Source organism: Piscinibacter sp. XHJ-5, assembly GCF_029855045.1.
Lineage (GTDB): Bacteria > Pseudomonadota > Gammaproteobacteria > Burkholderiales > Burkholderiaceae_C > Albitalea.
This window is the reverse complement of record NZ_CP123228.1, coordinates 1,461,958-1,483,828: the sequence shown is the minus strand read 5'-3', so window position 1 is coordinate 1,483,828 and position 21,871 is coordinate 1,461,958. Positions and strand designations below refer to the sequence as shown.

The window sequence follows — 21,871 nt, the reverse complement described above, 5'->3', positions numbered from 1 at the left end:
CATCCCACGCGCAAGGGGTCGCATCCGCTGCCACGGCGCGCACAATCGCGCCATGGCTGAGGGGCCTCCCACCGCTTCGCGCCAAGCGCGCCCGGGCGAACACGGACAGTTCGTCGGCAGCTCGTCGTTTCTCGGCCATACGCTGCCCGAGGGCACACGCATCGGCGGGCTGCAGATCACCGGCCTGATCGGCGAAGGCGGCTTCGGCATCGTCTACCTCGCCTACGACGAGTCGCTGCAGCGCGAGGTCGCCGTCAAGGAGTACATGCCGTCCTCGCTGGCCTCGCGTGCGACCGGCTCCCAGGACGTCACGGTGAAGTCCGAGCGCCACCGCGAGACCTTCGAAGCCGGCCTCAGGAGCTTCGTCAACGAGGCACGGCTGCTCGCCAGGTTCGACCATCCCTCGCTGCTGAAGGTCTATCGCTTCTGGCAGGCCAACGGCACGGCCTACATGGCGATGCCCTACTACGAAGGCATGACGCTGAAGGCCACGCTGGCGGCGATGCCCCAGCCGCCCGAGGAGGAGCGGCTGCGCGAATGGCTGATGCCGCTGCTGGACGCGCTGACGGTGATGCACCAGGCGAGCTGCTTCCACCGCGACATCGCGCCGGACAACATCCTGCTCACGCGCGACGGTCCGCTGCTGCTCGACTTCGGCGCCGCGCGGCGCGTCATCGGCGACATGACGCATGCGCTGACGGTGGTGCTCAAGCCGGGCTACGCGCCGATCGAGCAGTACGGCGACACGCCGCACATGCAGCAAGGCGCGTGGACCGACCTGTACGCGCTGGCCTGTGTCGTCTACTACGCCGTCACCGGCCGCACGCCGATGTCGTCGGTGGAGCGCATGATGACCGGCGACGCGCTCGAGCCGCTGTCGCGCGTGGCGCACGGCCGCTACAGCGCAGGCTTCCTGAGCGCGATCGACAAGGCGCTGGCGATCCTGCCGAAGGACCGGCCGCAGGACGTCGCGCAGTTTCGCGCGCTGCTCGACGCCGGCCGGCGGGCGCCGGCCAGGCCGTCCCGGGACGTGAGCGTCATCGCCTCGGTGCCGCCGCGGCCGCTGCCGGCCGCACCGGCCGCCGCACCCGCCGCGGCCTCGCCATGGAGCGACGGCACGACCGTGGTGGGCGAGAGGTCCTTGCGTGCGCTGTCATGGCTGACCGGCCATCGTGCCCTGTGGCTCGGCGGTGCGGGCGGCGTGGTCCTGTTGACAGCGGCGCCGATGCTGATGGTGCGCATCGATGGCGCGACGAGCGACAGTGCGGCGCCTGCCGCAGCCGCGCCCGCGCCCGCGCCGACACCGAGGGTCGAGCCCTCGGCCGCAACGCCGGCATCAGTGATCGAGGCCGCAGCGCCGCCCGCGCCCGCCCCGGCGGTGGCGGTCCCCGAGCCGGTGCCGGCGCCAGTGGAGCCCGTCACGCCGACGGCCGCTGCCGGCACCGCCGAAGCGCCGGGAAACGTCCCCCCGGACGCGACCACCGCAGCCGCCGAAGCCCTCGGCCTGCCGGCGTCCGCGGCCGCCGCCGCGAGGCCGCGCGAAGCACCTCGGCGCAGTGCGCGCGTCACCGCCGCCGCACCCCCTACGATGAAGGCGAGGCCCGCGCAGTGCAGTGATATTCTGCAAAAGGCCTCTCTCGAGCCCCTGACGGCCGACGAGGCAGCGTTCTTGAGGAGGGAGTGCAGATGATGCCGACCACATCGACGCTGCGCGCACTTCGGTGCGCATTTTTCTGGGCCTCTGCCGCGCTGGTCGCCGCGCTCTGCGCCGGCTGCGCGGCACCTCCCGCGGCCGCGCCCTCGGGCAACGAGCTTCCCTTCGATCAGGCGGCGATGGCAGCCACCGACGCGCTGGTGGCGCAGACGCAGAAAATGCCCGCCTTCCTCGCCAAGGTCGAGTCGAAGCTCCTCAAGCGCGGCCTCGTCATCGACCCGATGCTCGAAGGGGCCACCGGTCAGCAGACCGCCCTCACGCAGCAGCTGGAAAAGCGCGTCATGGAACGCATCGCATCCCAGCACGAGCAGTTCGAGGTCCTTCCCTTTCGCGCCGCCGGCATCGCGAAGGCGCAGCTGCTGCTGACCGGCACGCTGACGCGCGCGCAGACCGACCGCCCGCGCAGTCCCCTGCGCATCAACCTCGCGCTGGTCGACCTGAAGGCCGGCACGGTGCTCGCGCAGTCGTCGGCGCTCGCGGCCGACAGCGGCCTGGACAACAGCCCGCTCGCCTATTGGCGCGACAGCCCGATCCTCGTGAAGGACAAGGTCGTCGAGGGCTACGTCCGCACCGCCGCCTCCGCCGCCGGCCAGCGCGCCGACCCGGTGTACTTCGAGCGCGTGTCGACCGCCGCGCTGATCGATGAAGCAACCACGCTCTACAACGGCGAGCGCTACCAGGACTCGCTGACCCAGTACCGCCAGGCGCTGTCCACGCCGGCCGGCGAGCAGATGCGCGTGCTCAACGGCATCTATCTCAACAACGTCAAGCTCGGCCGCATGACCGAGGCCGAGCAGGCCTTCGGCAAGGTGGTGGCGCTGGGCATCGCGTACAACCAGCTCGGGGTGAAGTTCCTGTTCAACCCCGGCGGCACGGAGTTCTGGTCCGACCCCAAGGTGAGTTCCGCCTACGGCATGTGGCTGCGGCAGATCGCGCGCGAGAGCACTGCCGCGAAGGTGTGCATGAGCATCGTCGGCCACACCAGCCGCACCGGCTCCGAGCCGGTCAACGATGCGCTGTCGCTGCAGCGGGCCACGTACATCAAGCAGCGCCTCGCCAGCGAGGCCGCCGAGCTGGCCGGGCGCACCAAGGCGCAGGGCATGGGGTTTCGCGAGAACATCGTCGGCAGCGGCACCGACAACGTCGTCGACGCGCTCGATCGGCGCGTCGAGTTCAAGATCGTGCCTTGCGGGTGACGCTTCCGCGCATGCTGCGCGCCGCGTCCCGGCTGGTCACGGCCCGCCTGCTGCTGCAGGCGCCCGATGCGGCGCTGGCGCCGGAGGTGCTCGACTTCCTGTGGCGCAACCAGGCTCACTTCGCACGCTGGGATCCGCCGGCGCCGGCCGACTTCTTCACGCTGCGCCTGCAGCGCGCCCGCCTGCTGCGCGGCATGCAGGAGTTCCGCGCCGGCACCGCGGTGCGCTACTGGCTGCGACTGCGCGAGGATCCGGCCGGCGTCGTGGGCCAGGTGCACTTCTCGTCCATCGTGCGCGGTGCCTTCCAGAGCGCGATGCTCGGCTACCAGATCGATCAGGCGCTCGAAGGCCAGGGGCTGATGCGCGAAGCGCTGCAGGCGGGCATCGCCGAGATGTTCTCGCCGCGCGTGCACCTGCATCGCCTGCAGGCGGCGCATCGCCCGGAGAACAGCCGCAGTGCCGCCGTGCTCGCCGCGCTGGGCTTCGAGCGCATAGGCGTCTCGCGGGACTATCTGTTCATCGACGGCGCATGGCGCGACCATGTGCTCAACGCGCTGGTGAATCGGCAGTTCATCAGCGTGCCGTGACGCTCGCGTCGGCGCCATTCCTCCTACTTGGGCACCGCGCCCGACACCCCCGGCACGAACGAATCCATTGCCGCGATCTGCGCATCGCTCAGCTTGCCGAAGGGCTTGAAGCTGCCCTCGACGATCGCCCGGCGCTTCGCTTCGACCAGCGCGACCACGTCCTTCGGCACGTCCGCGCCATAGGGCGCCAGCGTGATGAACCCGTCCTTCAGCCCGCCCCACACCGGCTGCGGCTTCCAGGTGCCCGCGATCACGGCGCGGGCCGCCCGGGTGTAGTAGCCGCCCCATTGGTGGACGATGGCGGTGAGCTGCGCCTGCGGCGCGAAGCGGCGCATGTCGCTTTGGTACGCGACGAGCTTCACGCCCTGCTCCTGCGCGGTCTGCGCCACCGCCGGCGATCCGCTGTGGTTGGTCAGCACGTCGGCGCCCTGGTGGATCAGCGTCAGCGCCGCCTCGCGCTCACGCGCCGGATCGAACCAGGAGTTGAGCCACAGCACCTTCACCTGGGCCTGGGGATTCGCTTCACGCATGCCGATGGCGAAGGCGTTGATGCCCTGGATGACCTCGGGGACCGGGAAGCCGGCCACATAGCCCGCGATGCCGCCCTTGCTCGTCTTGCCGGCCAGCAGGCCGGCGAGGTAGCGCGCCTCGTAGTAGCGGGCGTTGTAGGTGTTGAGGTTGGGCGCGGTCTTGTAGCCGCCGGCATGCTCGAACTTCACCTCGGGAAACTGCGCCGCGACACGCAGCGCAGGCTCCAGGTAGCCGAAGCTGGTCGCGAAGACGAGGCCATGGCCCTGTGCCGCAAGGTCGCGCATCACGCGCTCCGAGTCGGGGCCCTCGGCCACCGCCTCGACCACGGTGACCTCCGCCTGGTCGCCGAGGGCCTGCTGCATCGCGCGCCGCCCCAGGTCGTGCTGGTAGGTCCAGCCGGCCTCGCCGATCGGCGAGACGTAGACGAAGCCGACTTTCAGGGGCGCGCCGTGGACCGGGAGTGCGGCGAGCGCCGCGAGCAACGCGGCGATGCTGCCGCGGGCGAGGTTTTGAAGCATGGTGTTCCTCTACATGGCCCCTGGAGGAGAGCACACGGCGGGGGCACGCCGTGCGCCGTGAACTCTACGCCGCGAAGAGCGCGTCGAGCGATTCCCGCCAGCGCTTCTTGTCGTCCGGCGCGGCGAAGCTCGCCTCGAAGCTGTTGGCGGCCAGCCGGTGCGCGTGGCGCCCGCCGAGCTGCGGCAGCGCGTCGAATGCGGCGATGAAGTTGTCGTTCATGTAGCCGCCGAAGTACGCCGGATCGTCCGAGTTGACCGTCGCGACGAGCCCCGCATCGAGCAGCGCCGCCAGGTTGTGAGCCGCCATCGTCTCGAAGACGCACAGCTTCACGTTGGACAGCGGGCACACCGTCAGCGGCATGCGCTCGCGCGCCAGCCGCTGCATCAGCAACGGATCCTCGGTGCTGCGCACGCCGTGGTCGATGCGCTCGACCTTCAGCACGTCGAGGGCGCTCCATACATAGGCGGGCGGCCCCTCCTCGCCGGCGTGCGCCACGCGGTGCAGGCCGAGCTCGCCACAGCGCGCGAAGACGCGGGCGAACTTTTCCGGCGGATGGCCGCGCTCGCTGCTGTCGAGGCCGACGCCGATGAACTGGCCCCGGTACGGCAACGCCTGCTCCAGCGTCGCGAACGCATCATCTTCGCTGAGGTGACGCAGAAAGCACATGATCAAGGCGCTGGAGATGCCGAGCTCGCGCTGCGCGCGCTCGCAGGCCCGCGACAGGCCGCCGATCACGGTCTCGAATGCCACGCCCCGCGCGGTGTGCGTCTGCGGGTCGAAGAACAGCTCCGCATGCACGACGTTGTCGGCTTTGGCGCGGCGGAAGTAGGCCATCGCCATGTCCTCGAAGTCCTGCGCCTTCAGCAGCACGCTCGCGCCCGCGTAGTAGATGTCGAGGAAGCTCTGCAGGTCGGTGAAGGCGTACGCGGCGCGCAGCGCCTCGACGCTCGGGTAGGCCAGCGCGACGCCGTTGCGCTGCGCGAGCGCAAAGATCAGCTCCGGCTCCAGCGAGCCTTCGATGTGGATGTGCAGCTCGGCCTTGGGCATGGCGCGCAGCAGGCCCGGCAGGCGCTCGCGGGGGATGGCGTCGAGGTTCATGTGGTGTTCCTTCACCGTCGGTGGAGTGCTGCGGAAAGCGTCATTCCCGTCGATGCGCATCGACGCCGAAAACGCAAAGGGCCGCAGAGAAGGACTTCATCCCCTGCGGCCCTGCCGTGGTCGATCCGGCAGCGTCTACTTCTTGTCCCCGCCCGGCACCTTGCCTTCGACGCCCTTGACGAAGAAGTTGATGCCGCCCAGGAACTTGTCGTCGGCGGCCTCGTCCTTCTTCAGCACTTCCTTGCCGGTGTTGTCGACGATGGGGCCCTTCCAGATGACGTAGCTGCCATCCTTCAGGCCGGCCTTGACGCCCTGGACCTTGGTCTTCAGGTCGGCCGGGACCTGGTCGGAGATCGACACGAGGTCGATCGCGCCTTCCTTGACGCCCCACCACGCCTGGCCGGTCTTCCAGGTGCCTTCGAGCGCGTCGCGCGTGGCCTTGATGTAGTACGGGGCCCAGTTGATGACGGCCGACGCGAGGTGCGCCTTCGGGCCGTAGGCGGTCATGTCGCTGTCCCAGCCGAAGGCGTACTTGCCGGCCTTCTCGGCCGTCTGCAGCACCGCCTTGGAGTCGGTGTTCTGCATCAGCACGTCGGCGCCGCCGTTGAGCAGCGACTGCGCGGCCTCGGTCTCCTTGGGCGGGTCGAACCACTTGTTGACCCACACCACCTTGGTCTTGATCTTCGGGTTCACCGACTGCGCGCCCAGCGTGAAGCTGTTGATGTTGCGCACCACCTCCGGGATGGGCACCGAGCCGACGACGCCCAGCACGTTGGTCTTGGTCATGCCGCCGGCGATCACGCCTGCCATGTAGGCTCCTTCGTAGGTGCGGCTGTCGTAGGTGCGCAGGTTCTCCGCGGTCTTGTAGCCGGTGGAGTGCTCGAACTTCACGTCCTTGGCGTCGCCGGCGACCTTCAGCATGTAGTCCATGTAGCCGAAGGTGGTGCCGAAGATCAGCTTGTTGCCCTGCCCCACCATGTCGCGGATGACGCGCTCGGCGTCCGGGCCCTCGGGCACGCTCTCGGTGAAGCTGGTGACGACCTTGTCGCCGAATTCCTTCTCGACCGCCTTGCGGCCGTTGTCGTGCGCGAAGGTCCAGCCGCCGTCGCCCACCGGGCCGATGTAGGCGAAGGCGATCTTGAGCTTCTCGGCTTTGGCAGGCGCGGCCGCCGACGCGGCCGGCGCAGGCGCCTGGGCGGTGGTGGTGGGAGCTTCCTCCTTCTTGCCGCAGCCCGCGAGCGCGGCCACGGCAGCGACGGCAGCCCAGGCCGTGAGCTTCGAACAGGTCATCTTGTGATCTCCGAGGTTGAGAGCGAGCGAGATTATGAGCCGGGGAAAAACGGCTTCCCCAGCGACGCCGGCATGAAACAACGAGGCCCCCGCCAAGGCGCCCCCCGAGGGGGCTGAGCCCGGGCTAGAGGCGGCTCGTCGCCCGGGCTCATGAACCCGGGAAAAATGGCTTCCCGAGGGAAGCCGGCATATTGACGCGTATCCAAGTCGCATTGCGCGAGATCAGCACCAGCACGACGATGGTCGCCAGGTACGGCAGCATGGTCAGCAGCTGGCTGGACACTTCGACGCCTTCGCCTTGCAGGTGGAACTGCAGCATCGTCACGCCGCCGAACAGGTAGGCGCCCAGCAGGACGCGGGCCGGACGCCAGGTCGCGAAGGTCGTCAGCGCCAGCGCGATCCAGCCCTTGCCGGCGACCATGCCTTCGACCCACAGCGGCGTGTAGATCACCGAGATGTAGGCGCCCGACAGCCCGCACAGCGCCCCGCCGACGACCACCGCCAGCAGCCGGATGCGGCGCACCGGATAGCCCAGCGCATGCGCCGAGTCGGGCGACTCGCCGACGGCGCGCAGCACCAGTCCGGCGCGCGAGCGGTTGAAGAACCAGGCAAGGCCCACCGTCAGGGCGATCGCGAGATACACCATCGGATGCTGCTTGAACAGCGCCGGCCCGATGAAGGGAATGTCGGCGAGGCCCGCGATCTGGTAGTGCACCCGCTCCGGCAGCTTGGCCTGCGTGTACGAGATGCCGACGAAGGCCGAGAAGCCGGCGCCGAAGAGGGCCAGCGCCAGGCCGCTCGCGTACTGGTTGGTGTTGAGCCAGATCACCAGCCAGCCGAAGACGAGCGCGAGCAGCGCGCCGGCGCCCATGCCGGCCGCGAACGAGAGCCAGTCGTTGCCGGTGTGCGCGCAGGTCGCGAAGCCGGCGATCGCGGCGACCAGCATGATCCCTTCGGCGCCGAGGTTGACGATGCCGGCGCGTTCGTTGATCAGCAGGCCGAGTGCGGCGAAGGCCAGCACGGTGCCCGCGTTCAGCGTGGCGGCGATGAGCAGGGCGAGCTGTTCCATCTCATGCTCCCTTGGCGACGGCAGGCGCGACGGCATGGCCGCGCGGCGCGGACTGCCACCGCAGGCGGTAGTAGATGAGCGTGTCGCAGGCCAGCAACGTGAACAGCAGCAGGCCCTGGAACACGCCGGTCAGCGACTTGGGCAGGCCCAGGCGCGACTGCGCGAGCTCGCCGCCGATGTAGAACATGCTCATCAGGATGGCCGAGAAGACCACGCCCACCGGATGCAGCCGGCCCACGAAGGCGACGATGATGGCGGCGAAGCCGTAGCCCGCCGGCACGTGCGGCGTCAGCTGGCCGAGCGGTCCGGCCGCTTCCAGCGCGCCGGCCAGGCCGGCCATGCCGCCCGAGCCGAGCATGGCCATCCACAGCGCCCTGCGCGACGAGAAGCCGGCGTAGCGCGCCGCCATCGGCGCGAGCCCGCCCACCTGGAGCTGGAACCCCGCATAGACGCGGAACAGGAACAGCCAGAACGCCGCCACCGCGAGCAGCGCGATGACCGCCCCGATGTTGACGCGCCACCCGGTGACGAGCCGCGGGATCTTGGTCGGGTCGAGGAAGCTGATGGTCTGCGGGAAGTTGTAGCCGGCGGGATCCTTCCAGGGCCCGTAGACGAGGTAGCTCAGCACCATCTCGGCCACGTACACCAGCATCAGGCTCACCAGGATCTCGTTGGCGTTGGCCTTGTCGCGCAGGAAGGCGACGATGCCGGCCCACGCCATGCCGCCCAGCACGCCGGCGGCGAGGATGGCGAGCACGATCGCGCGGCTCGTGTCCTTGTCGGCCATCATCGCGACGCCGCCCGCGGCAATGGCGCCGATGATGTACTGGCCTTCGGCGCCGATGTTCCACACGTTGGAGCGAAAGCACAGCGACAGGCCCAGCGCGATCAGCAGCAGCGGGGTCGCCTTCAGGGCCAGCTCGGACAGCGCATAGCCGCTCTTCACCGGCTCGATGAAGAACACCTGCAGCCCGCGCAGCGGGTCCTTGCCGAGCAGCATGAAGAGGATCACGCCGAGCACGACGGTGATCGCCAGCGCGAGCACGGGCGATGCGACGGACATCAGCTTGCTGGGGGCGGGACGGGATTCGAGTTTCAGCATGGCGGGCACCTCATGCGTCGGACGGGTCGGTGGCGGGTGACGGGGCCGCGCCCCACAAGCCGCTCATCCACTGCCCGATCATCTCCACCGTCGCCTGCGAGGTCGCGATCGACGGCGACAGCCGGCCCTGCGCGATCACGTGCAGCCGGTCGGTGATCTCGAACAGCTCGTCGAGCTCCTCGCTGACGACGAGCACGGCGCAGCTCGCATCGCGCAGCTTCAGCAGCTCGCCGCGGATCTGCGCGGCGGCGCCGACGTCCACGCCCCAGGTCGGCTGCGAGACGATCAGCAGGCGCGGCTGCGCATCGATCTCGCGCCCGACGATGAACTTCTGCAGGTTGCCGCCGGACAGGCTCTTGGCCGTCGCGTCGGGGCCGCCGGCCTTCACGTTGAAGCGCGCGATCAGTGAACGGGTGAGCTCGACCACCGCGGCGGTGCGGATCCAGCCCGAGCGCGACACCAGCTCGGCGCGCGTGAGCAGCGTGTTCTGCGCCAGCGACAGCGTGGGCACCGCGCCGCGGCCCAGCCGTTCCTCCGGAACGAAATGCAGGCCGCGGCGGCGCCGCGCGGCCGGCGACAGCCTGCCGATCGGATGGTCGAACAGCTGGATGCTGTCGGACGAGGCGCGCGTGTCCTCGCCGGACAGCGCGGCCATCAGCTCCTGCTGCCCGTTGCCCGAGACGCCGGCGATGCCGACGATCTCGCCGGAACGCACCTCGAACCGGACGTCGGCGAGGCTCATGCCGAAATGGTCCTGCTTGGGCAGCGTCAGTCCGCGCACGCCGAGCACCACTTCGCCGGCCTGCGCCTGCTGGTGCTGCAGCTGCGGCGGCTCGGCGCCGATCATCAGCCGCGACAGGCTGGCGTTGCTCTCCTTCGTCGGATCGACCTCGCCGGTGACGCGCCCGCCGCGCAGCACCGTGCAGTGGTGGCACAGCGCGCGGATCTCGTCGAGCTTGTGGCTGATGTACAGGATGCTGCAGCCCTCGGCGGCCAGCTGGCGCAGCGTGACGAAGAGCTTCTCCACCGCCTGAGGCGTGAGCACCGAGGTGGGCTCGTCGAGGATCAGCAGCTTGGGCTGCGTCAGCAGCGCACGCACGATCTCCACGCGCTGGCGCTCGCCGACCGACAGCGTGTGCACCGGCCGCAGCGGATCGACGTCGAGGCCATAGGCGTGCGCGACCTGCGTGATGCGCTGCGTGACGTCGGCCAGCGAGTAGGACTTGTCCAGCCCCAGCCAGACGTTCTCCGCCGCGGTCAGCGTGTCGAACAGGCTGAAGTGCTGGAACACCATGCTGATGCCCAGCTCGCGCGCCTCGTGCGGGTTGCGAATGGCGACGGTCTCGCCGTTCCAGCGCACCTCGCCTTCGTCGGGTCGCACCGCGCCGTAGATGATCTTCATCAGCGTCGACTTGCCGGCGCCGTTCTCGCCGAGCACCGCATGGATCTCGCCCGGCTTCACCCGCAGGCTCACGCGGTCGTTGGCCTTGACCGCCGGGTATTGCTTGGAGATGTCGACGAGTTCGAGGCGCAGCATCGGCATGACGCCTGTCGACGCGCTCGGCGCCGCCGGCGGGTGAGGGTCGGCAAGCCGCCAGTCTAGTGGCCGGCGTGCCACGGCGATGCTCTGCAGATCAGTCACGGCCATGTGGGTACCTCACGTTGCCTTCGACCAAGGTCGCCACGAGATTGCGCTCGTCCGACAAGGTCATCCATGCGAACACACGTTCATGCAAGCTGCGCGCCACTTCGAAGCGCCGTTCGGCGACCGGGCCGCGGGCCCAGTCCCAGATGCACAGATCGGCGACGCAGCCGGTGCTCAGCGAGCCGATCTCGTCGCCCAGTCCCAGCGCCGCCGCGGCGCCCAGCGTCGCGGCATGCAGGGCCTTCCATGCGGTGAGCCGCTCCCCGGCCAGCGCCTGCACCTTGTAGGCGTCGGCCAGCGTGCGCTGCATCGACAGGCTGGTGCCGCCACCGACGTCGGTGGCGACGCTGACCCGCACGCCGGCGTCTTCGGCGGCCCGCCAGCCGAACAGGCCGCTGCCGAGGAAGAGGTTGGACGACGGGCTGTGGGCGATCTGCGCGCAGGCGTCGCGCAGGGCCGCGCGGTCCTCGTCGTCCAGCCAGATGCCGTGCGCGAAGACGCCGCGCGCATTGAGCAGGCCGGCACGGTCGTACACGTCGAGGTAGCTGCGCGCTTCGGGGAACAGCCGGTGCACCCACGCGACCTCGTCGCGGTTCTCGGCCAGGTGCGTCTGCATGTACACGCCCGGATAGGCGGTGCAGAGCTGCCCCGCCATGGCGAGCTGCTCGGGCGTGCTCGTCGGTGCAAAGCGGACCGTCACGGCGTAGGCCAGGCGCCCCTTGCCATGCCACCGGTCGATCAGGTCGACGCAATCGCGCGCGCCGCGGTCGGGCGCCTCGTCGCGCAGGCCGTCGGGCGCATGCCGGTCCATCAGCACCTTGCCCGCAACCAGCCGCATGCCGCGCTCGTGGGCCGCGGCGAACAGCGTGTCGGCGCTGACCTTGTGCACCGTGGGAAACACCACCGCGCTGGTGGTGCCGTGCGCCAGCAGCGCGTCGAGAAAGCGCGCCGCGCCGGCCTGCGCCTCCAGCACGTCGGCATAGCGGCGCTCGGCCGGGAAGGTGTAGGTGTCCAGCCAGTCGAGCAGCGCGGTGCCGTGGCTGGCGATCACGTCCAGCTGCGGGCTGTGCACATGGGTGTCGATGAAACCCGGCAGGATGAGCCGCCCGCGGTGATCGCGCTGCGTCCAGCTGTCGTCCGGCAGCTGGTCCCCCGGCTGCGCGCCGGCGATGCGGCCGTTCTCGATCAGCAGCCAGTGGTCCTCGCGAAAGCGCACGGCCTTCGAGTCGACGGCGCCCCATTCCGGCGCGCTGGTGAAGTCGAGCAGGTCGCCGCGCAGGGCGATGCGCTGAAGCGGGGCGCCTTGCGGCGCGATGTCGTTGGCATTCATGCAATGCGGACCCGTGATGGCCGTAGGTGGAACAAGTCCCCTCTCCCGCTTGCGGGAGAGGGGCAGGGGTGAGGGCCGCGCGCGAGCCGGCGCCCCTCACCCCGACCCTCTCCCGCAAGCGGGAGAGGGAGCCGCGCGGTCGATCCGTTTCCCTCTGTGCTGAAACGCCAGTCGCTCATGCCGCTCTCCCCTTGGAACGTTGCGGCAACCCATGCGTCACCAGCCCGCGCGCGACGTCGCGCACCTGCTCTCGCAGCCAGCGCATGCCCGCCGAGGCATGCGTGAGGTCGTGCCACAGCTGGAAATAGGTCAGCGGCGGGAATGCCACGGGGCAGCGCACGATGCGCACCGGCAGGCTGTCGACGTAGCGCGAGCAGAACAGGCGCCCGGTCGTGAGCACCAGCAGGCTTTGCGCCACCATCAGCGGGATCAGGCTGAAGTGCGCGCTGCGCACCATGATGTCGCGGCTGACGCCCAGGCCTTCGAGGTGGTCGTCGATGACGCCACGTGCGCCGCGGAAGGTGGGCGTCGGCGCGACGTGCTCGCAATCGAGGTACTTCTCCACCGTCCAGCCGCGCCCGCTCGACAGGCGCACGGCGGGATGGTCCTCGGCGACCAGGCAGACGATCTCGTCGCTCATCAGGCGGCCCAGGTGCAGCTCGCCGGGCGGCTCGAGCCAGTTGCCGACCACCAGGTCCACATCGCCGGCCGCCAGCCCGCGCCGGTAGTCGAAGTCGCCCGACAGCGGCAGCAGCTCCAGCCGCACCTGCGGCGCCTCGTGCTTCAGCTTGGCCACCAGCTCCGGGAGGAACAGCGGATCGAGGTAGTCGCTGGCGGCGATGCGAAAGGTGGCCTCGCTGGTCGGCGCATCGAAGCCGCGCTGGCGGATCTTGGGGCTGAACAGGCGCTCGGCTTCCTGCAGCATGCTGGCGGCCGGCTGCACCAGCTGCAGCGCCACCTGCGTCGGCGTCATGCCGTTGCCCGCGCGCACCAGCAGCGGATCGCCGGTCAGCTCGCGCAGGCGGCGGAGCTGGGCGCTGACGGCGGGTTGCGAGCTTTGCAGTTGCAAGGCGGCCCGCGAGACGCTGCGTTCGGTGATCAAGGTGTGCAGGACCCGGATGAGGTAGAGCTCGATCTTGTCGAAATCCGCCCGCTGCGTCATATCTTCATCCTGATATGCAATATCGCCCGGATCGTATACACCTCGGGGCGCAAAGCGGTACCTTTCGGGTATCTACCGAGCCCGTCATGCCCATGAGCGACACCCAGCCCATTCGCTTCTTCCACCGCGGCCAGATCGTCGAGCTGGACCGCGTCGAGCCGACGCGCAGCGTGCTCGACTGGCTGCGCGAGGACGCACGCTGCACGGGAACCAAGGAGGGCTGCAACGAGGGCGACTGCGGCGCCTGCACGGTGGTGATCGGCGAGCTGCCGCAACACGCCGACGGCGCCGTGCCGGCGGTGCGCGGGCTGGCGCTGAAGACCGTCAACGCCTGCATGCAGTTCGTGCCGGCGCTGCACGGCAAGGCCCTGTTCACGGTGGAGGACCTGAAGGCCTGCCACGGGGGCACGCTGCACCCGGTGCAGCAGGCGCTTGTCCAATGCCATGGCTCGCAGTGCGGCTTCTGCACCCCGGGCTTCGTGATGTCGCTGTGGCCGCTCTACGAGCAACATGCCGCGGCGGGCTCGCGGCCGACGCGGCAGCAGCTCGCCGACGAGCTGTCCGGCAACCTGTGCCGCTGCACCGGCTACCGCCCCATCCTCGACGCCGGCCAGCGCATGTTCGAGCTGCCCGGCGCTGCCTTCGACACCGCGCCGGCGATCGCCGCGCTGGAGCGCATCGGTCACGAGGACCACGCGCACGGCAGCTTCCATGCGCCGACGACGGTGAGCTCGCTGGCCGCGCTGCTGGAGCGCAAGCCGCAGGCGCGCATCCTTGCCGGCGGCACCGACATCGGCGTCTGGGTCACCAAGCAGTTCCGCGAGCTGGACGACATCGTCTATGTCGGCGACGTGGACGAGCTCAAGCGGGTCGTCGTCGCCGACGGCGAACTGCGCATCGGCGCAGGCGTCTCGCTCGAGACCGCCTGGCGCGCGCTTGCCGAGCGGCTGCCCTCGCTCACCGACCTGTGGCTGCGCTTCGCATCGCCGCCGATCCGCCATGCCGGCACGCTGGGCGGCAACATCGCCAACGGCTCGCCCATCGGCGACGGCGCGCCGGCGCTGATCGCCCTCGATGCGCAGGTGGAGCTGCGCCGCGGCGAGCGCGTGCGGCGCCTGCCGCTTGCCGACTTCCATGTCGACTACATGAAGAACCGCCTGGAACCCGGCGAGTTCGTGCAGGCGCTGGCGGTGCCGCTGGCCACGATGCAGCGCGAGCTGCGTGCCTACAAGATCAGCAAGCGCTACGACAGCGACATCTCCGCGGTCTGCGCGGTGCTGGCCATCGCGCGCGACGGCGAGAGGGTCGAGGACGTGCGGCTGGTGTTCGGCGGCATGGCCGCCATCGTCAAGCGCGCGCCTGGTGCCGAAGCCGCGATCGCCGGCCGGCCGTGGACTGAAGCCGCCGTGCGCGCCGCGCAGGCGGCCCTCGCCGACGACTTCAAGCCGCTCACCGACATGCGCGCCAGCGCCGGCTATCGGCTGCGCGTGGCGCAGAACCTGCTGTGGCGCTTCTGGCTGGAAACGCGCGGCGGCGATCCGCTGCCGCCCGAGGCGGTCAATGTGTGGAGCTCGGTGGAGCGAACGCCCGCCGTCGTCGAAGGGGCACAGCCATGAACAAGCTCGTCGACCTGCCTGCCGCGGACGCAGCTGCCGTCGTCGGCGCCCCGCGTGCGCATGAATCGGCGCACCTGCATGTGGCCGGCGAAGCGACCTATGTCGACGACATGCCGGAGGTGATCGGCACGCTGCATGCCGCGCTGGGCCTGTCGCCGGTCGCCCATGGCCGCCTCACCGGCCTGTCGCTGGACGCCATCCGCGCCATGCCCGGCGTGGTGACCGTGCTCGCCGCCGCTGACATCCCGGGCCCGAACGACTGCGGCGCCATCCTCCACGACGACCCCATCCTGGCCGACGGCGAGCTGCGCTACCTGGGCCAGCCGGTGTTCGCGGTGATCGCCGACACGCGCGAGGCGGCCCGGCGCGCGGCCGCGCGGGCGAAGGAGGCGATCGCGTTCGAGCCGCTGCCGGCCGTGCTGAGCGCGCCCGAGGCCCATGCCCGCGGGCAGTACGTCCTGCCGCCGATGCACCTGGAGCGCAGCACGCGCCCCGGCGGCGCGCGTGCCGCCATCGCGGCCTCGCCCCGTCGGCTGGCCGGCACGCTGACGGTGGGCGGCCAGGAGCAGTTCTACCTCGAAGGCCAGGTCAGCTATGCGGTGCCCAAGGAGGACCGCGGCATGCTGGTGCACTGCTCCACCCAGCATCCGAGCGAGATGCAGCACCTGGTGGCGAAGGCGCTCGGGCTGCAGTCGCACCACGTGCAGGTGGAATGCCGGCGCATGGGCGGCGGCTTCGGCGGCAAGGAGTCGCAATCGGCACTGTTCGCGTGCGTGGCCGCCGTTGCGGCGCAGAAGCTGCAGCGGCCGGTCAAGCTGCGCGTCGACCGCGACGACGACTTCCTCATCACCGGCCGGCGCCACGGCTTCCACTACGAGTACGAAGTCGGCTACGACGAGGCCGGCCGCATCCTCGGCTACGAGCTCACGATGGTGTCCAACGCGGGTCACTCGGCGGACCTGTCGGGTCCCGTGATGACGCGCGCGCTGTGCCATGCCGACAACGCGTACTGGCTGCCCGACGTCGCGCTGCACGGCTATTCGGCAAGGACGAATACGCAGAGCAACACCGCCTTCCGCGGCTTCGGCGGACCGCAGGGCGCCGTCGTCACCGAGGCCGTGCTCGACAGCATCGCCCGGGCGCTGGGCCGCGACGCGCTCGACGTGCGCCGCGCCAACTTCTACGGCACCACCACGAACAAGCACACGCCGTACGGCCAGGCGGTCGAGGACAACGTGCTGCAGGAGCTCACGGAGCAGCTGGAGCGCAGCAGCGACTATCGGGCCCGCCGGGCCGCGATCGCGGCGTTCAACGCCGCCAGCCCGGTCCTCAAGCGCGGCCTCGCGCTCACGCCGGTCAAGTTCGGCATCTCGTTCAACCTGAAGCACCTGAACCAGGCGGGCGCGCTGGTGCACATCTACACCGACGGCTCCATCCTGGTGAACCACGGCGGCACGGAGATGGGCCAGGGCCTGCACACCAAGGTGGCGCAGGTGGTGGCGCACGAGCTCGGCGTGCCGCTCGCGCGGGTGCGCGTCACGGCGACCGATACGCACAAGGTCGTCAACACCTCGGCCACCGCGGCGTCCTCCGGCAGCGACCTCAACGGCAAGGCAGCACAGGATGCAGCGCGGCAGATCCGCGAGCGGCTGGCCGCCTTCGCGGCACGGCGCCATGGCGGCGATGCCAGATCGGTGCGCTTTGCCGACGATCACGTGCAGGCGGCCGGCCAGCGCATCCCCTTCGACGTGCTGGTGCGCCAGGCCTACGAAGACCGCGTGCAGCTCTGGTCCGACGGCTTCTATGCGACGCCTGGACTGCACTGGGACCCGAAGGCGATGCAGGGCCGGCCGTTCTACTACTTCGCCTACGGCGCTGCGGTGAGCGAGGTCCTGGTCGACACGCTGACCGGGGAGAACCGGCTGCTGCGCGCCGACGTGCTGCACGACGTCGGACGCTCGCTGAATCCGGCCCTCGACATCGGCCAGGTGGAAGGCGCCTTCATCCAGGGCATGGGCTGGATGACGATGGAGGAGCTGGTGTGGCATCCGCAGACCGGCCTGCTGACCACGCACGCGCCCAGCACCTACAAGATCCCGACCGCCAACGACTGCCCGCCGGTGTTCGACGTGCGCCTGTTCGACAACGCCAACGTGGAGGACAGCATCCACCGCAGCAAGGCGGTCGGCGAGCCGCCGCTGCTGCTGCCGTTCTCGGTCTTCTTCGCGATCCGCGATGCGGTGTCGGCGGTGGGCGATCACCGCGTCGACCCCCCGCTGCGCGTGCCGGCCACCGCCGAGGCGGTGCTGGACGCCATCGATGCGGTGCGTGCCGCCGTCGGCTGAAGCGATGGAGCGAGACACCCGCGCCGCCGCGCAACGCTGGCTCGCCGCCGGCGCGCCGGCCGTCGTCGTCGAGGTCAGCGAGGCGCTGGGCTCGGCGCCTCGCGAGCGCGGCACGCGCATGCTGGTCGGCGCGAGCGAGACGCTGGGCACGATAGGCGGCGGCCACCTGGAGCTGAAGGCGATCCAGACGGCGCGCGAGATGCTTCGCACCCGCGAGCTCGCGCCCCGCGGCGAGCACTACGCGCTGGGCCCTTCGCTCGGCCAGTGCTGCGGCGGGGCGGTGGACCTGCGCTACGAGCCGCTGGATGCGGCGGCGCTGGCACGCTGGCCGGCCGTGCCGCCGCGTTTCCATCTGCAGCTGTACGGCGCCGGGCACGTCGGCCGCGCGATCGCGGCGCTGCTGGCCACGCTCGACGTGGAGGTCGACTGGATCGACGAGCGCGAAGACGAGTTCCCCGACACCGTGGTCCCGGGCCAGCCCTGGCCCGCGCACATCCGCAGGCTGTGCGTGGATGCGGTGGAGGACGAAGTGCGGCATGCGCCGCCCGGCGCGTACTTCCTCGTGCTCACGCACCAGCACGACCTCGACCTGCGCATCACCGAAGCCGTGCTGCGGCGCGGCGACTTCGCGTTCTGCGGGCTCATCGGCTCGGAGACGAAGCGCCAGCGCTTCATCCATCGATTCGAGCAACGCGGGATCTCGAGCGAGGCCATCGCGCGCATGACCTGCCCCATCGGCATCGAGGGCATCGAGGGCAAGGAGCCGGCCGTGATCGCGGTGGCCGCCGTGGCGCAGCTGCTGCAGGTCGCGCCGCAGCGCGTCACCTCGGCGAGCGGCCGTAGCTGATCGACTGCACCACCCCCGAGCGGAACCGCACCGTGGCGACCATGTTGCCGGGCCCGCGCTCGTACAGCCATTCCTCGATGGGCTGGCACGGCACGACGATGCCGGCGATCGGCTCCGGCACCGGCTGCAGCGTGGGGACGTAGTACACCGGCGCGCAGTAGCGGTCGGCGAGCAGCGGCTGGCCGCACTTGTAGAGGACCGACACCTTCGAGTCGCCTTCCGTGGCGCTCTGCCCGTTGCATTGCAGGCTTTCGGCGGCGGCCGGCAGGCCGATGGCGGTCAGGAGGGCGACAAGGCAAACGCGGCTGAAGCGGTTCATGCTCGGCTCCTTTGCTTCCAGTGTAGGTTGGCGATGAGCGCAAACGTTCCCGGACATCCGGGCGCCGGCACGCGCCTTGCCGCGGCCTGGACATCACCATGACCCTGCTTCCCCCCGACAACCTCATGGAAGGCGTCGTCAGCGCCCACCCGCGCGGCTTCGGCTTCGTCGAGCAGGACGGCGGCGAGTCCTACTTCGTCTCGCCGCCGCAGATGCGGTCGCTGGTGCCCGGCGACCGCGTGCGCTTCGGCCTGATCCCCGGACGCGGGCAGCAGCCGCCGAGCGCGGTGGTGCAGGAGGTGCTGCGACGACCCGAGACCTTCTGGCTGGGGCAGCTGGAACCGGCCGAGGGCGGCCATCGCCTGCGGGCGGACGATCCGCTGCACGCGCCCGTCGTCGTGAGCCCGACCGCGACGGTGTTGCCCGACGAGGTGGTGCAGCTGCGCATCGCCGAAGGCGCGGGCGTCGGCCAGCCGATGGTGCCGGCAAGCTTGGTTGCCAATCTCGGACCGCGCAACGACCGCGATTTCGACGTGCGCTACGCCATCGCGAAGTGGCGCCTGCCCGAAGCCTTCGGCGACGACGCCCTGCAGCAGGCGCGCGCCTGTGCCGAACCTTCGCTGGCGCAGGCCCGCGAGGTCGGCCTGGAGGACCTCACGCAGCTGCCTTTCGTCACCATCGACGGCGAGAGCACGCGCGACTTCGACGACGCCGTGTGCCTGGTCGACGACGGCGCCCAGCGCACGCTGCACGTCGCGATCGCCGACGTCTCGCGCTACGTCGCGCCCGGCACGCCGCTGGACGCGCAGGCCCGTGCGCGCGGCACCAGCGTCTACCTGCCCGACCGCAGCCTGCCGATGCTGCCGCCCGAGCTGTCCAACGGCCTGTGCTCGCTGAACCCCGGCGCCCTGCGCCATGCGCTGGTGTGCTCGCTGCGCTACTCGCCCGCCGGCCAGCCGACGGGCTATTCGTTCGCCCGCGCGCTGATCCGCTCGGCGGCGCGCCTCACCTACGGGCAGGTCGCCGCAGGCGATGTCCCGGCGGCGGTGCAGCCCATGATGCGCGACCTGTGGGCCTGGTTCGAGACGCAGCAGGCCGCACGCGCGCAGCGCGGTCTGCTGGAGTACCGCAGCGCCGAGCCGCGCCTGGTGATCCGCGACGACGGCGCCTACGACATCGAGTGGGTCAGCCCGGCACGCTCCAACGAGCTGGTCGAGGAAGCGATGCTGGCCGCCAACCGCGCCGCGGCCGCCCACCTCACGCTGCTCGGCGCGGGCCTGCTGTTCCGCCACCAGGAGGGCCTGGACACCCAACGCTGGGAGCAGACACGCCGCTGGCTGGTGGCACGCGGCATTGCGGCGCCGGCGCTGCCCACCTTGTCCGACCTGCGCGCGCTGCTGGCCGGCGTGGGCATGGGCGCGGCGATCCGCCCGCAGGTGGAGTTCCGCATCCGCCAGGCGATGACGCCGGCCATCTACGACGACGCGCACAGCACGCACTTCTCGCTCGGCTTTCGCGCCTACACGCACTTCACCAGCCCGATCCGGCGCTACGCCGACCTGGTCGTGCACCGGCTGCTGCTGGGCGAGGCCATCGAAGCGGACGCGGCGCTGTCGGAACATCTGTCGGCGCGCGCCCGCGCCGCCCGGCAGGCGAGCCGCTACCCATGGGAAAGGCTGAAGCGGCGCCTGGTCTGGCGCCGCGGCGAGCATGAACACCGCGCGCAGCTGGTCTCGAGCAACGCGCGCGGCCTCAAGGCAGCGCTCGCCGGCTGGGAGGTGCTGGCGCGCGTCGACGCCGACGTGCTGGAGCCGCAGGGCTGGACCTGGGACCGGACGCAGGACGCCTGGTGCCGGGAAGACCGCCTGCTCGAGCCCGGCAGCGAGCTGCAGCTGAGGCTGATCGCCCTGATCGACGAAGGGCCGCAGTGCGAGCTGCGGGCGACGATGGCGCCCCCCTCTCCCGCTCGCGGGAGAGAGTCGGGGTAGAGCCGAATGCCCGCTACGATCCATTCCCCCGCCCCGCCGCCGAGACTCCCCATGCACTGGATCATCGCTGTCTGCCTCGCCCTCATCGCGCCGCTGGCAGCGGCGCTGGACCTGCAAGGACACCGCGGCGCGCGCGGCCTCGCGCCCGAGAACACGCTGGCGGGCTTCGCGCGGGCGCTGGCCGTCGGCGTGACGACGCTCGAGCTCGACATCGCGGTCACGCGTGACGACGTGCTGGTGATCTCCCACGACCCCGCCCTCAATCCCGACATCACGCGCGGCCCCGACGGCCAGTTCCTGGCCGCGCGCGGGCCGGTCATTCGCCAGATCGCCTTCGACGAGCTGTCGCGCTATGACGTGGGCCGGCTCAAGCCCGGAACCAACTACGCCGGCCGCTATCCCGAGCAGAAGCCCATCGACGGCTCGCGCATCCCGCGGCTGTCGGAACTCTTCGCGCTGGTCCGCAAGTCGGGCAACGAGCAGGTGCGCTTCGCCATCGAGACCAAGCTCACACCGACCGCGCCCGACGAGACGCTGGCGCCCGAGCCTTTCGCCCGCGCCGTGGTCGCCGCCATCCGGGACGCGGGCATGGCCTCGCGCTCGACCATCCTCTCCTTCGACTGGCGCACGCTGGCCGTGGTGCAGAAGATCGCGCCCGAGATCCCGACCGTGTACCTCACCGCGCAGCAGCAGTGGCTGGACAACGTGGCCGCGGGCAGGCCCGAGGGCTCGGCATGGACGGCCGGCGTGCAGTTCAACCAGCACGGCTCGGTGCCCAGGATGGTCAAGGCCGCCGGCGGGCGCATCTGGTCCTCGTTCTTCGGCGACCTCGACGCCGCCAAGGTCGGCGAAGCCCACACGCTCGGACTGCAGGTGCTGGCCTGGACAGTCAACGAGCCGCGCCAGATCGCGCGCATGCTCGATCTCGGCGTCGACGGCATCGTCAGCGACCGGCCCGACCTGGTTCGCGAAGAGATGAAGCGCCGGGGCCTGCCGCTGCCGGCCGCGACGCCGGTGGCCCCATGACGAGCGACACGCTGCTCTGGTTGCTCAGCGCCGCGCTGATCCTGGCCGGCGTGGCCGGCACCGTGCTGCCGGTGCTGCCCGGCACTGCGCTGATCCTCGCCGGCATGGTGCTGGGCGCCTGGATCGATGGCTTCACGCGCGTGAGCGGCCTGACGGTCGGCGTGCTGGCCGCGCTCGCCGTCATCGCCTGGGTGCTCGACTACGTCTCGGGCCTGATGGGCGCGAAGAAGGCCGGCGCGAGCAACCAGGCGCTGATCGGCGCGGCCGTCGGCACCGTCGTCGGCCTGTTCATGGGCTTCGTCGGCGTGCTCTTCATGCCGCTGGTGGGTGCGGCGGCCGGCGAGTACCTGGCGCGGCGCGACGAGCAGCGTGCGATGAAGGTGGGCGTGGCCACCTGGCTGGGCATCCTGATCGGCATGGCGGCCAAGGTCGGCATTGCGTTCGTGATGATCGGCGTCTTCGTCGTCGCCCTGCTGTTCTGACGAGG

General features: G+C 70.6%; 18 protein-coding genes. 9 read left to right on the top strand and 9 right to left on the bottom strand.

The annotated features are described in order from the left end of the window. Positions 1-52 precede the first annotated feature (52 nt). From P7V53_RS07055 to P7V53_RS07045, 3 genes are read left to right on the top strand one after another with little or no spacing between them, the layout of a single operon-like run. Positions 53-1,690: a serine/threonine-protein kinase gene (locus P7V53_RS07055; protein ID WP_280154773.1), complete on the top strand. Its 1,638-nt coding sequence runs from the start codon at positions 53-55 to the stop codon at positions 1,688-1,690. After that, on the top strand, positions 1,687-2,910 hold the full coding sequence (locus P7V53_RS07050; RefSeq protein WP_280154772.1) for an OmpA family protein: 1,224 nt from the start codon (positions 1,687-1,689) through the stop codon (positions 2,908-2,910). Before P7V53_RS07055 ends, P7V53_RS07050 begins: the two co-directional genes overlap by 4 nt. Then, positions 2,907-3,497: a GNAT family N-acetyltransferase gene (locus P7V53_RS07045; RefSeq protein ID WP_280156455.1), complete on the top strand. Its 591-nt coding sequence runs from the start codon at positions 2,907-2,909 to the stop codon at positions 3,495-3,497. The genes P7V53_RS07050 and P7V53_RS07045 overlap by 4 nt, the downstream gene beginning before the upstream one ends. 23 nt (positions 3,498-3,520) lie before the next feature. On the opposite strand, the gene P7V53_RS07040 is transcribed toward P7V53_RS07045, so the two are convergent. The 8 genes from P7V53_RS07040 to P7V53_RS07005 all read right to left on the bottom strand — a co-directional run bounded on the left by P7V53_RS07040 (position 3,521) and on the right by P7V53_RS07005 (position 13,243). Beyond that, entirely contained in the window at positions 3,521-4,546 is a 1,026-nt protein-coding gene (locus P7V53_RS07040) for a BMP family ABC transporter substrate-binding protein (RefSeq protein ID WP_280154771.1), read from the bottom strand. Between the two features lie 64 nt (positions 4,547-4,610). After that, positions 4,611-5,645: an adenosine deaminase gene (locus P7V53_RS07035; RefSeq protein WP_280154770.1), complete on the bottom strand. Its 1,035-nt coding sequence runs from the start codon at positions 5,643-5,645 to the stop codon at positions 4,611-4,613. A gap of 135 nt (positions 5,646-5,780) precedes the next feature. Then, entirely contained in the window at positions 5,781-6,935 is a 1,155-nt protein-coding gene (locus tag P7V53_RS07030) for a BMP family ABC transporter substrate-binding protein (protein WP_280154769.1), read from the bottom strand. A gap of 148 nt (positions 6,936-7,083) precedes the next feature. Then, positions 7,084-8,004 (bottom strand): ABC transporter permease, encoded by a 921-nt coding sequence (locus P7V53_RS07025; RefSeq protein ID WP_280154768.1) that lies wholly within the window; start codon positions 8,002-8,004, stop codon positions 7,084-7,086. Between the two features lies 1 nt (position 8,005). Then, the gene (locus P7V53_RS07020) at positions 8,006-9,106 is read right to left on the bottom strand and encodes an ABC transporter permease (RefSeq protein ID WP_280154767.1); all 1,101 of its coding nucleotides are present in this window, start codon (positions 9,104-9,106) and stop codon (positions 8,006-8,008) included. A 10-nt stretch (positions 9,107-9,116) separates the two neighbouring features. Beyond that, on the bottom strand, positions 9,117-10,643 hold the full coding sequence (locus P7V53_RS07015) for an ABC transporter ATP-binding protein (RefSeq protein ID WP_280156454.1): 1,527 nt from the start codon (positions 10,641-10,643) through the stop codon (positions 9,117-9,119). 97 nt (positions 10,644-10,740) lie between these two features. After that, complete coding sequence (gene guaD, locus P7V53_RS07010) at positions 10,741-12,081, bottom strand: guanine deaminase (protein ID WP_280154766.1); 1,341 nt, start codon at positions 12,079-12,081, stop codon at positions 10,741-10,743. Positions 12,082-12,256: 175 nt separating this feature from the next. After that, on the bottom strand, positions 12,257-13,243 hold the full coding sequence (locus P7V53_RS07005) for a LysR family transcriptional regulator (protein ID WP_280154765.1): 987 nt from the start codon (positions 13,241-13,243) through the stop codon (positions 12,257-12,259). A gap of 92 nt (positions 13,244-13,335) precedes the next feature. Between P7V53_RS07005 and xdhA the strand changes: the two genes are divergently transcribed. From xdhA to xdhC, 3 genes are read left to right on the top strand one after another with little or no spacing between them, the layout of a single operon-like run. Next, a complete protein-coding gene (gene xdhA, locus P7V53_RS07000) occupies positions 13,336-14,859 on the top strand; it encodes a xanthine dehydrogenase small subunit (protein WP_280154764.1) in 1,524 nt (507 codons plus the stop codon). Continuing rightward, the gene (xdhB, locus tag P7V53_RS06995) at positions 14,856-17,204 is read left to right on the top strand and encodes a xanthine dehydrogenase molybdopterin binding subunit (RefSeq protein WP_280154763.1); all 2,349 of its coding nucleotides are present in this window, start codon (positions 14,856-14,858) and stop codon (positions 17,202-17,204) included. The genes xdhA and xdhB overlap by 4 nt, the downstream gene beginning before the upstream one ends. Before the next feature lie 4 nt (positions 17,205-17,208). Beyond that, a complete protein-coding gene (gene xdhC, locus P7V53_RS06990) occupies positions 17,209-18,051 on the top strand; it encodes a xanthine dehydrogenase accessory protein XdhC (RefSeq protein WP_280154762.1) in 843 nt (280 codons plus the stop codon). On the opposite strand, the gene P7V53_RS06985 is transcribed toward xdhC, so the two are convergent. Then, entirely contained in the window at positions 18,026-18,370 is a 345-nt protein-coding gene (locus tag P7V53_RS06985) for a DUF2845 domain-containing protein (protein ID WP_280154761.1), read from the bottom strand. The two genes, xdhC and P7V53_RS06985, sit on opposite strands and share 26 nt — an antisense overlap. 98 nt (positions 18,371-18,468) lie before the next feature. Between P7V53_RS06985 and P7V53_RS06980 the strand changes: the two genes are divergently transcribed. From P7V53_RS06980 to P7V53_RS06970, 3 genes are read left to right on the top strand one after another with little or no spacing between them, the layout of a single operon-like run. Beyond that, positions 18,469-20,358, top strand: coding sequence for an RNB domain-containing ribonuclease (locus tag P7V53_RS06980; RefSeq protein WP_280154760.1), 1,890 nt, complete (start codon positions 18,469-18,471; stop codon positions 20,356-20,358). 51 nt (positions 20,359-20,409) lie between these two features. Continuing rightward, entirely contained in the window at positions 20,410-21,384 is a 975-nt protein-coding gene (locus tag P7V53_RS06975) for a glycerophosphodiester phosphodiesterase (RefSeq protein WP_280154759.1), read from the top strand. Next, entirely contained in the window at positions 21,381-21,866 is a 486-nt protein-coding gene (locus tag P7V53_RS06970; protein ID WP_280154758.1) for a DUF456 domain-containing protein, read from the top strand. The genes P7V53_RS06975 and P7V53_RS06970 overlap by 4 nt, the downstream gene beginning before the upstream one ends. Positions 21,867-21,871: the final 5 nt, after the last annotated feature.

Coding starts and splice junctions, on each gene's coding strand:
- xdhC (WP_280154762.1), top strand. CDS start 17,209: ATGGAGCGAGACACCCGCGCCGCCGCGCAACGCTGGCTCGCCGCCGGC.
- P7V53_RS07020 (WP_280154767.1), bottom strand. CDS start 9,106: ATGCTGAAACTCGAATCCCGTCCCGCCCCCAGCAAGCTGATGTCCGTC.
- P7V53_RS07055 (WP_280154773.1), top strand. CDS start 53: ATGGCTGAGGGGCCTCCCACCGCTTCGCGCCAAGCGCGCCCGGGCGAA.
- P7V53_RS07030 (WP_280154769.1), bottom strand. CDS start 6,935: ATGACCTGTTCGAAGCTCACGGCCTGGGCTGCCGTCGCTGCCGTGGCC.
- P7V53_RS06980 (WP_280154760.1), top strand. CDS start 18,469: ATGACCCTGCTTCCCCCCGACAACCTCATGGAAGGCGTCGTCAGCGCC.
- P7V53_RS07025 (WP_280154768.1), bottom strand. CDS start 8,004: ATGGAACAGCTCGCCCTGCTCATCGCCGCCACGCTGAACGCGGGCACC.
- guaD (WP_280154766.1), bottom strand. CDS start 12,081: ATGAATGCCAACGACATCGCGCCGCAAGGCGCCCCGCTTCAGCGCATC.
- P7V53_RS06985 (WP_280154761.1), bottom strand. CDS start 18,370: ATGAACCGCTTCAGCCGCGTTTGCCTTGTCGCCCTCCTGACCGCCATC.
- P7V53_RS06970 (WP_280154758.1), top strand. CDS start 21,381: ATGACGAGCGACACGCTGCTCTGGTTGCTCAGCGCCGCGCTGATCCTG.
- P7V53_RS07015 (WP_280156454.1), bottom strand. CDS start 10,643: ATGCTGCGCCTCGAACTCGTCGACATCTCCAAGCAATACCCGGCGGTC.
- P7V53_RS07035 (WP_280154770.1), bottom strand. CDS start 5,645: ATGAACCTCGACGCCATCCCCCGCGAGCGCCTGCCGGGCCTGCTGCGC.
- P7V53_RS06975 (WP_280154759.1), top strand. CDS start 20,410: ATGCACTGGATCATCGCTGTCTGCCTCGCCCTCATCGCGCCGCTGGCA.
- P7V53_RS07050 (WP_280154772.1), top strand. CDS start 1,687: ATGATGCCGACCACATCGACGCTGCGCGCACTTCGGTGCGCATTTTTC.
- xdhB (WP_280154763.1), top strand. CDS start 14,856: ATGAACAAGCTCGTCGACCTGCCTGCCGCGGACGCAGCTGCCGTCGTC.
- P7V53_RS07005 (WP_280154765.1), bottom strand. CDS start 13,243: ATGACGCAGCGGGCGGATTTCGACAAGATCGAGCTCTACCTCATCCGG.
- P7V53_RS07040 (WP_280154771.1), bottom strand. CDS start 4,546: ATGCTTCAAAACCTCGCCCGCGGCAGCATCGCCGCGTTGCTCGCGGCG.
- xdhA (WP_280154764.1), top strand. CDS start 13,336: ATGAGCGACACCCAGCCCATTCGCTTCTTCCACCGCGGCCAGATCGTC.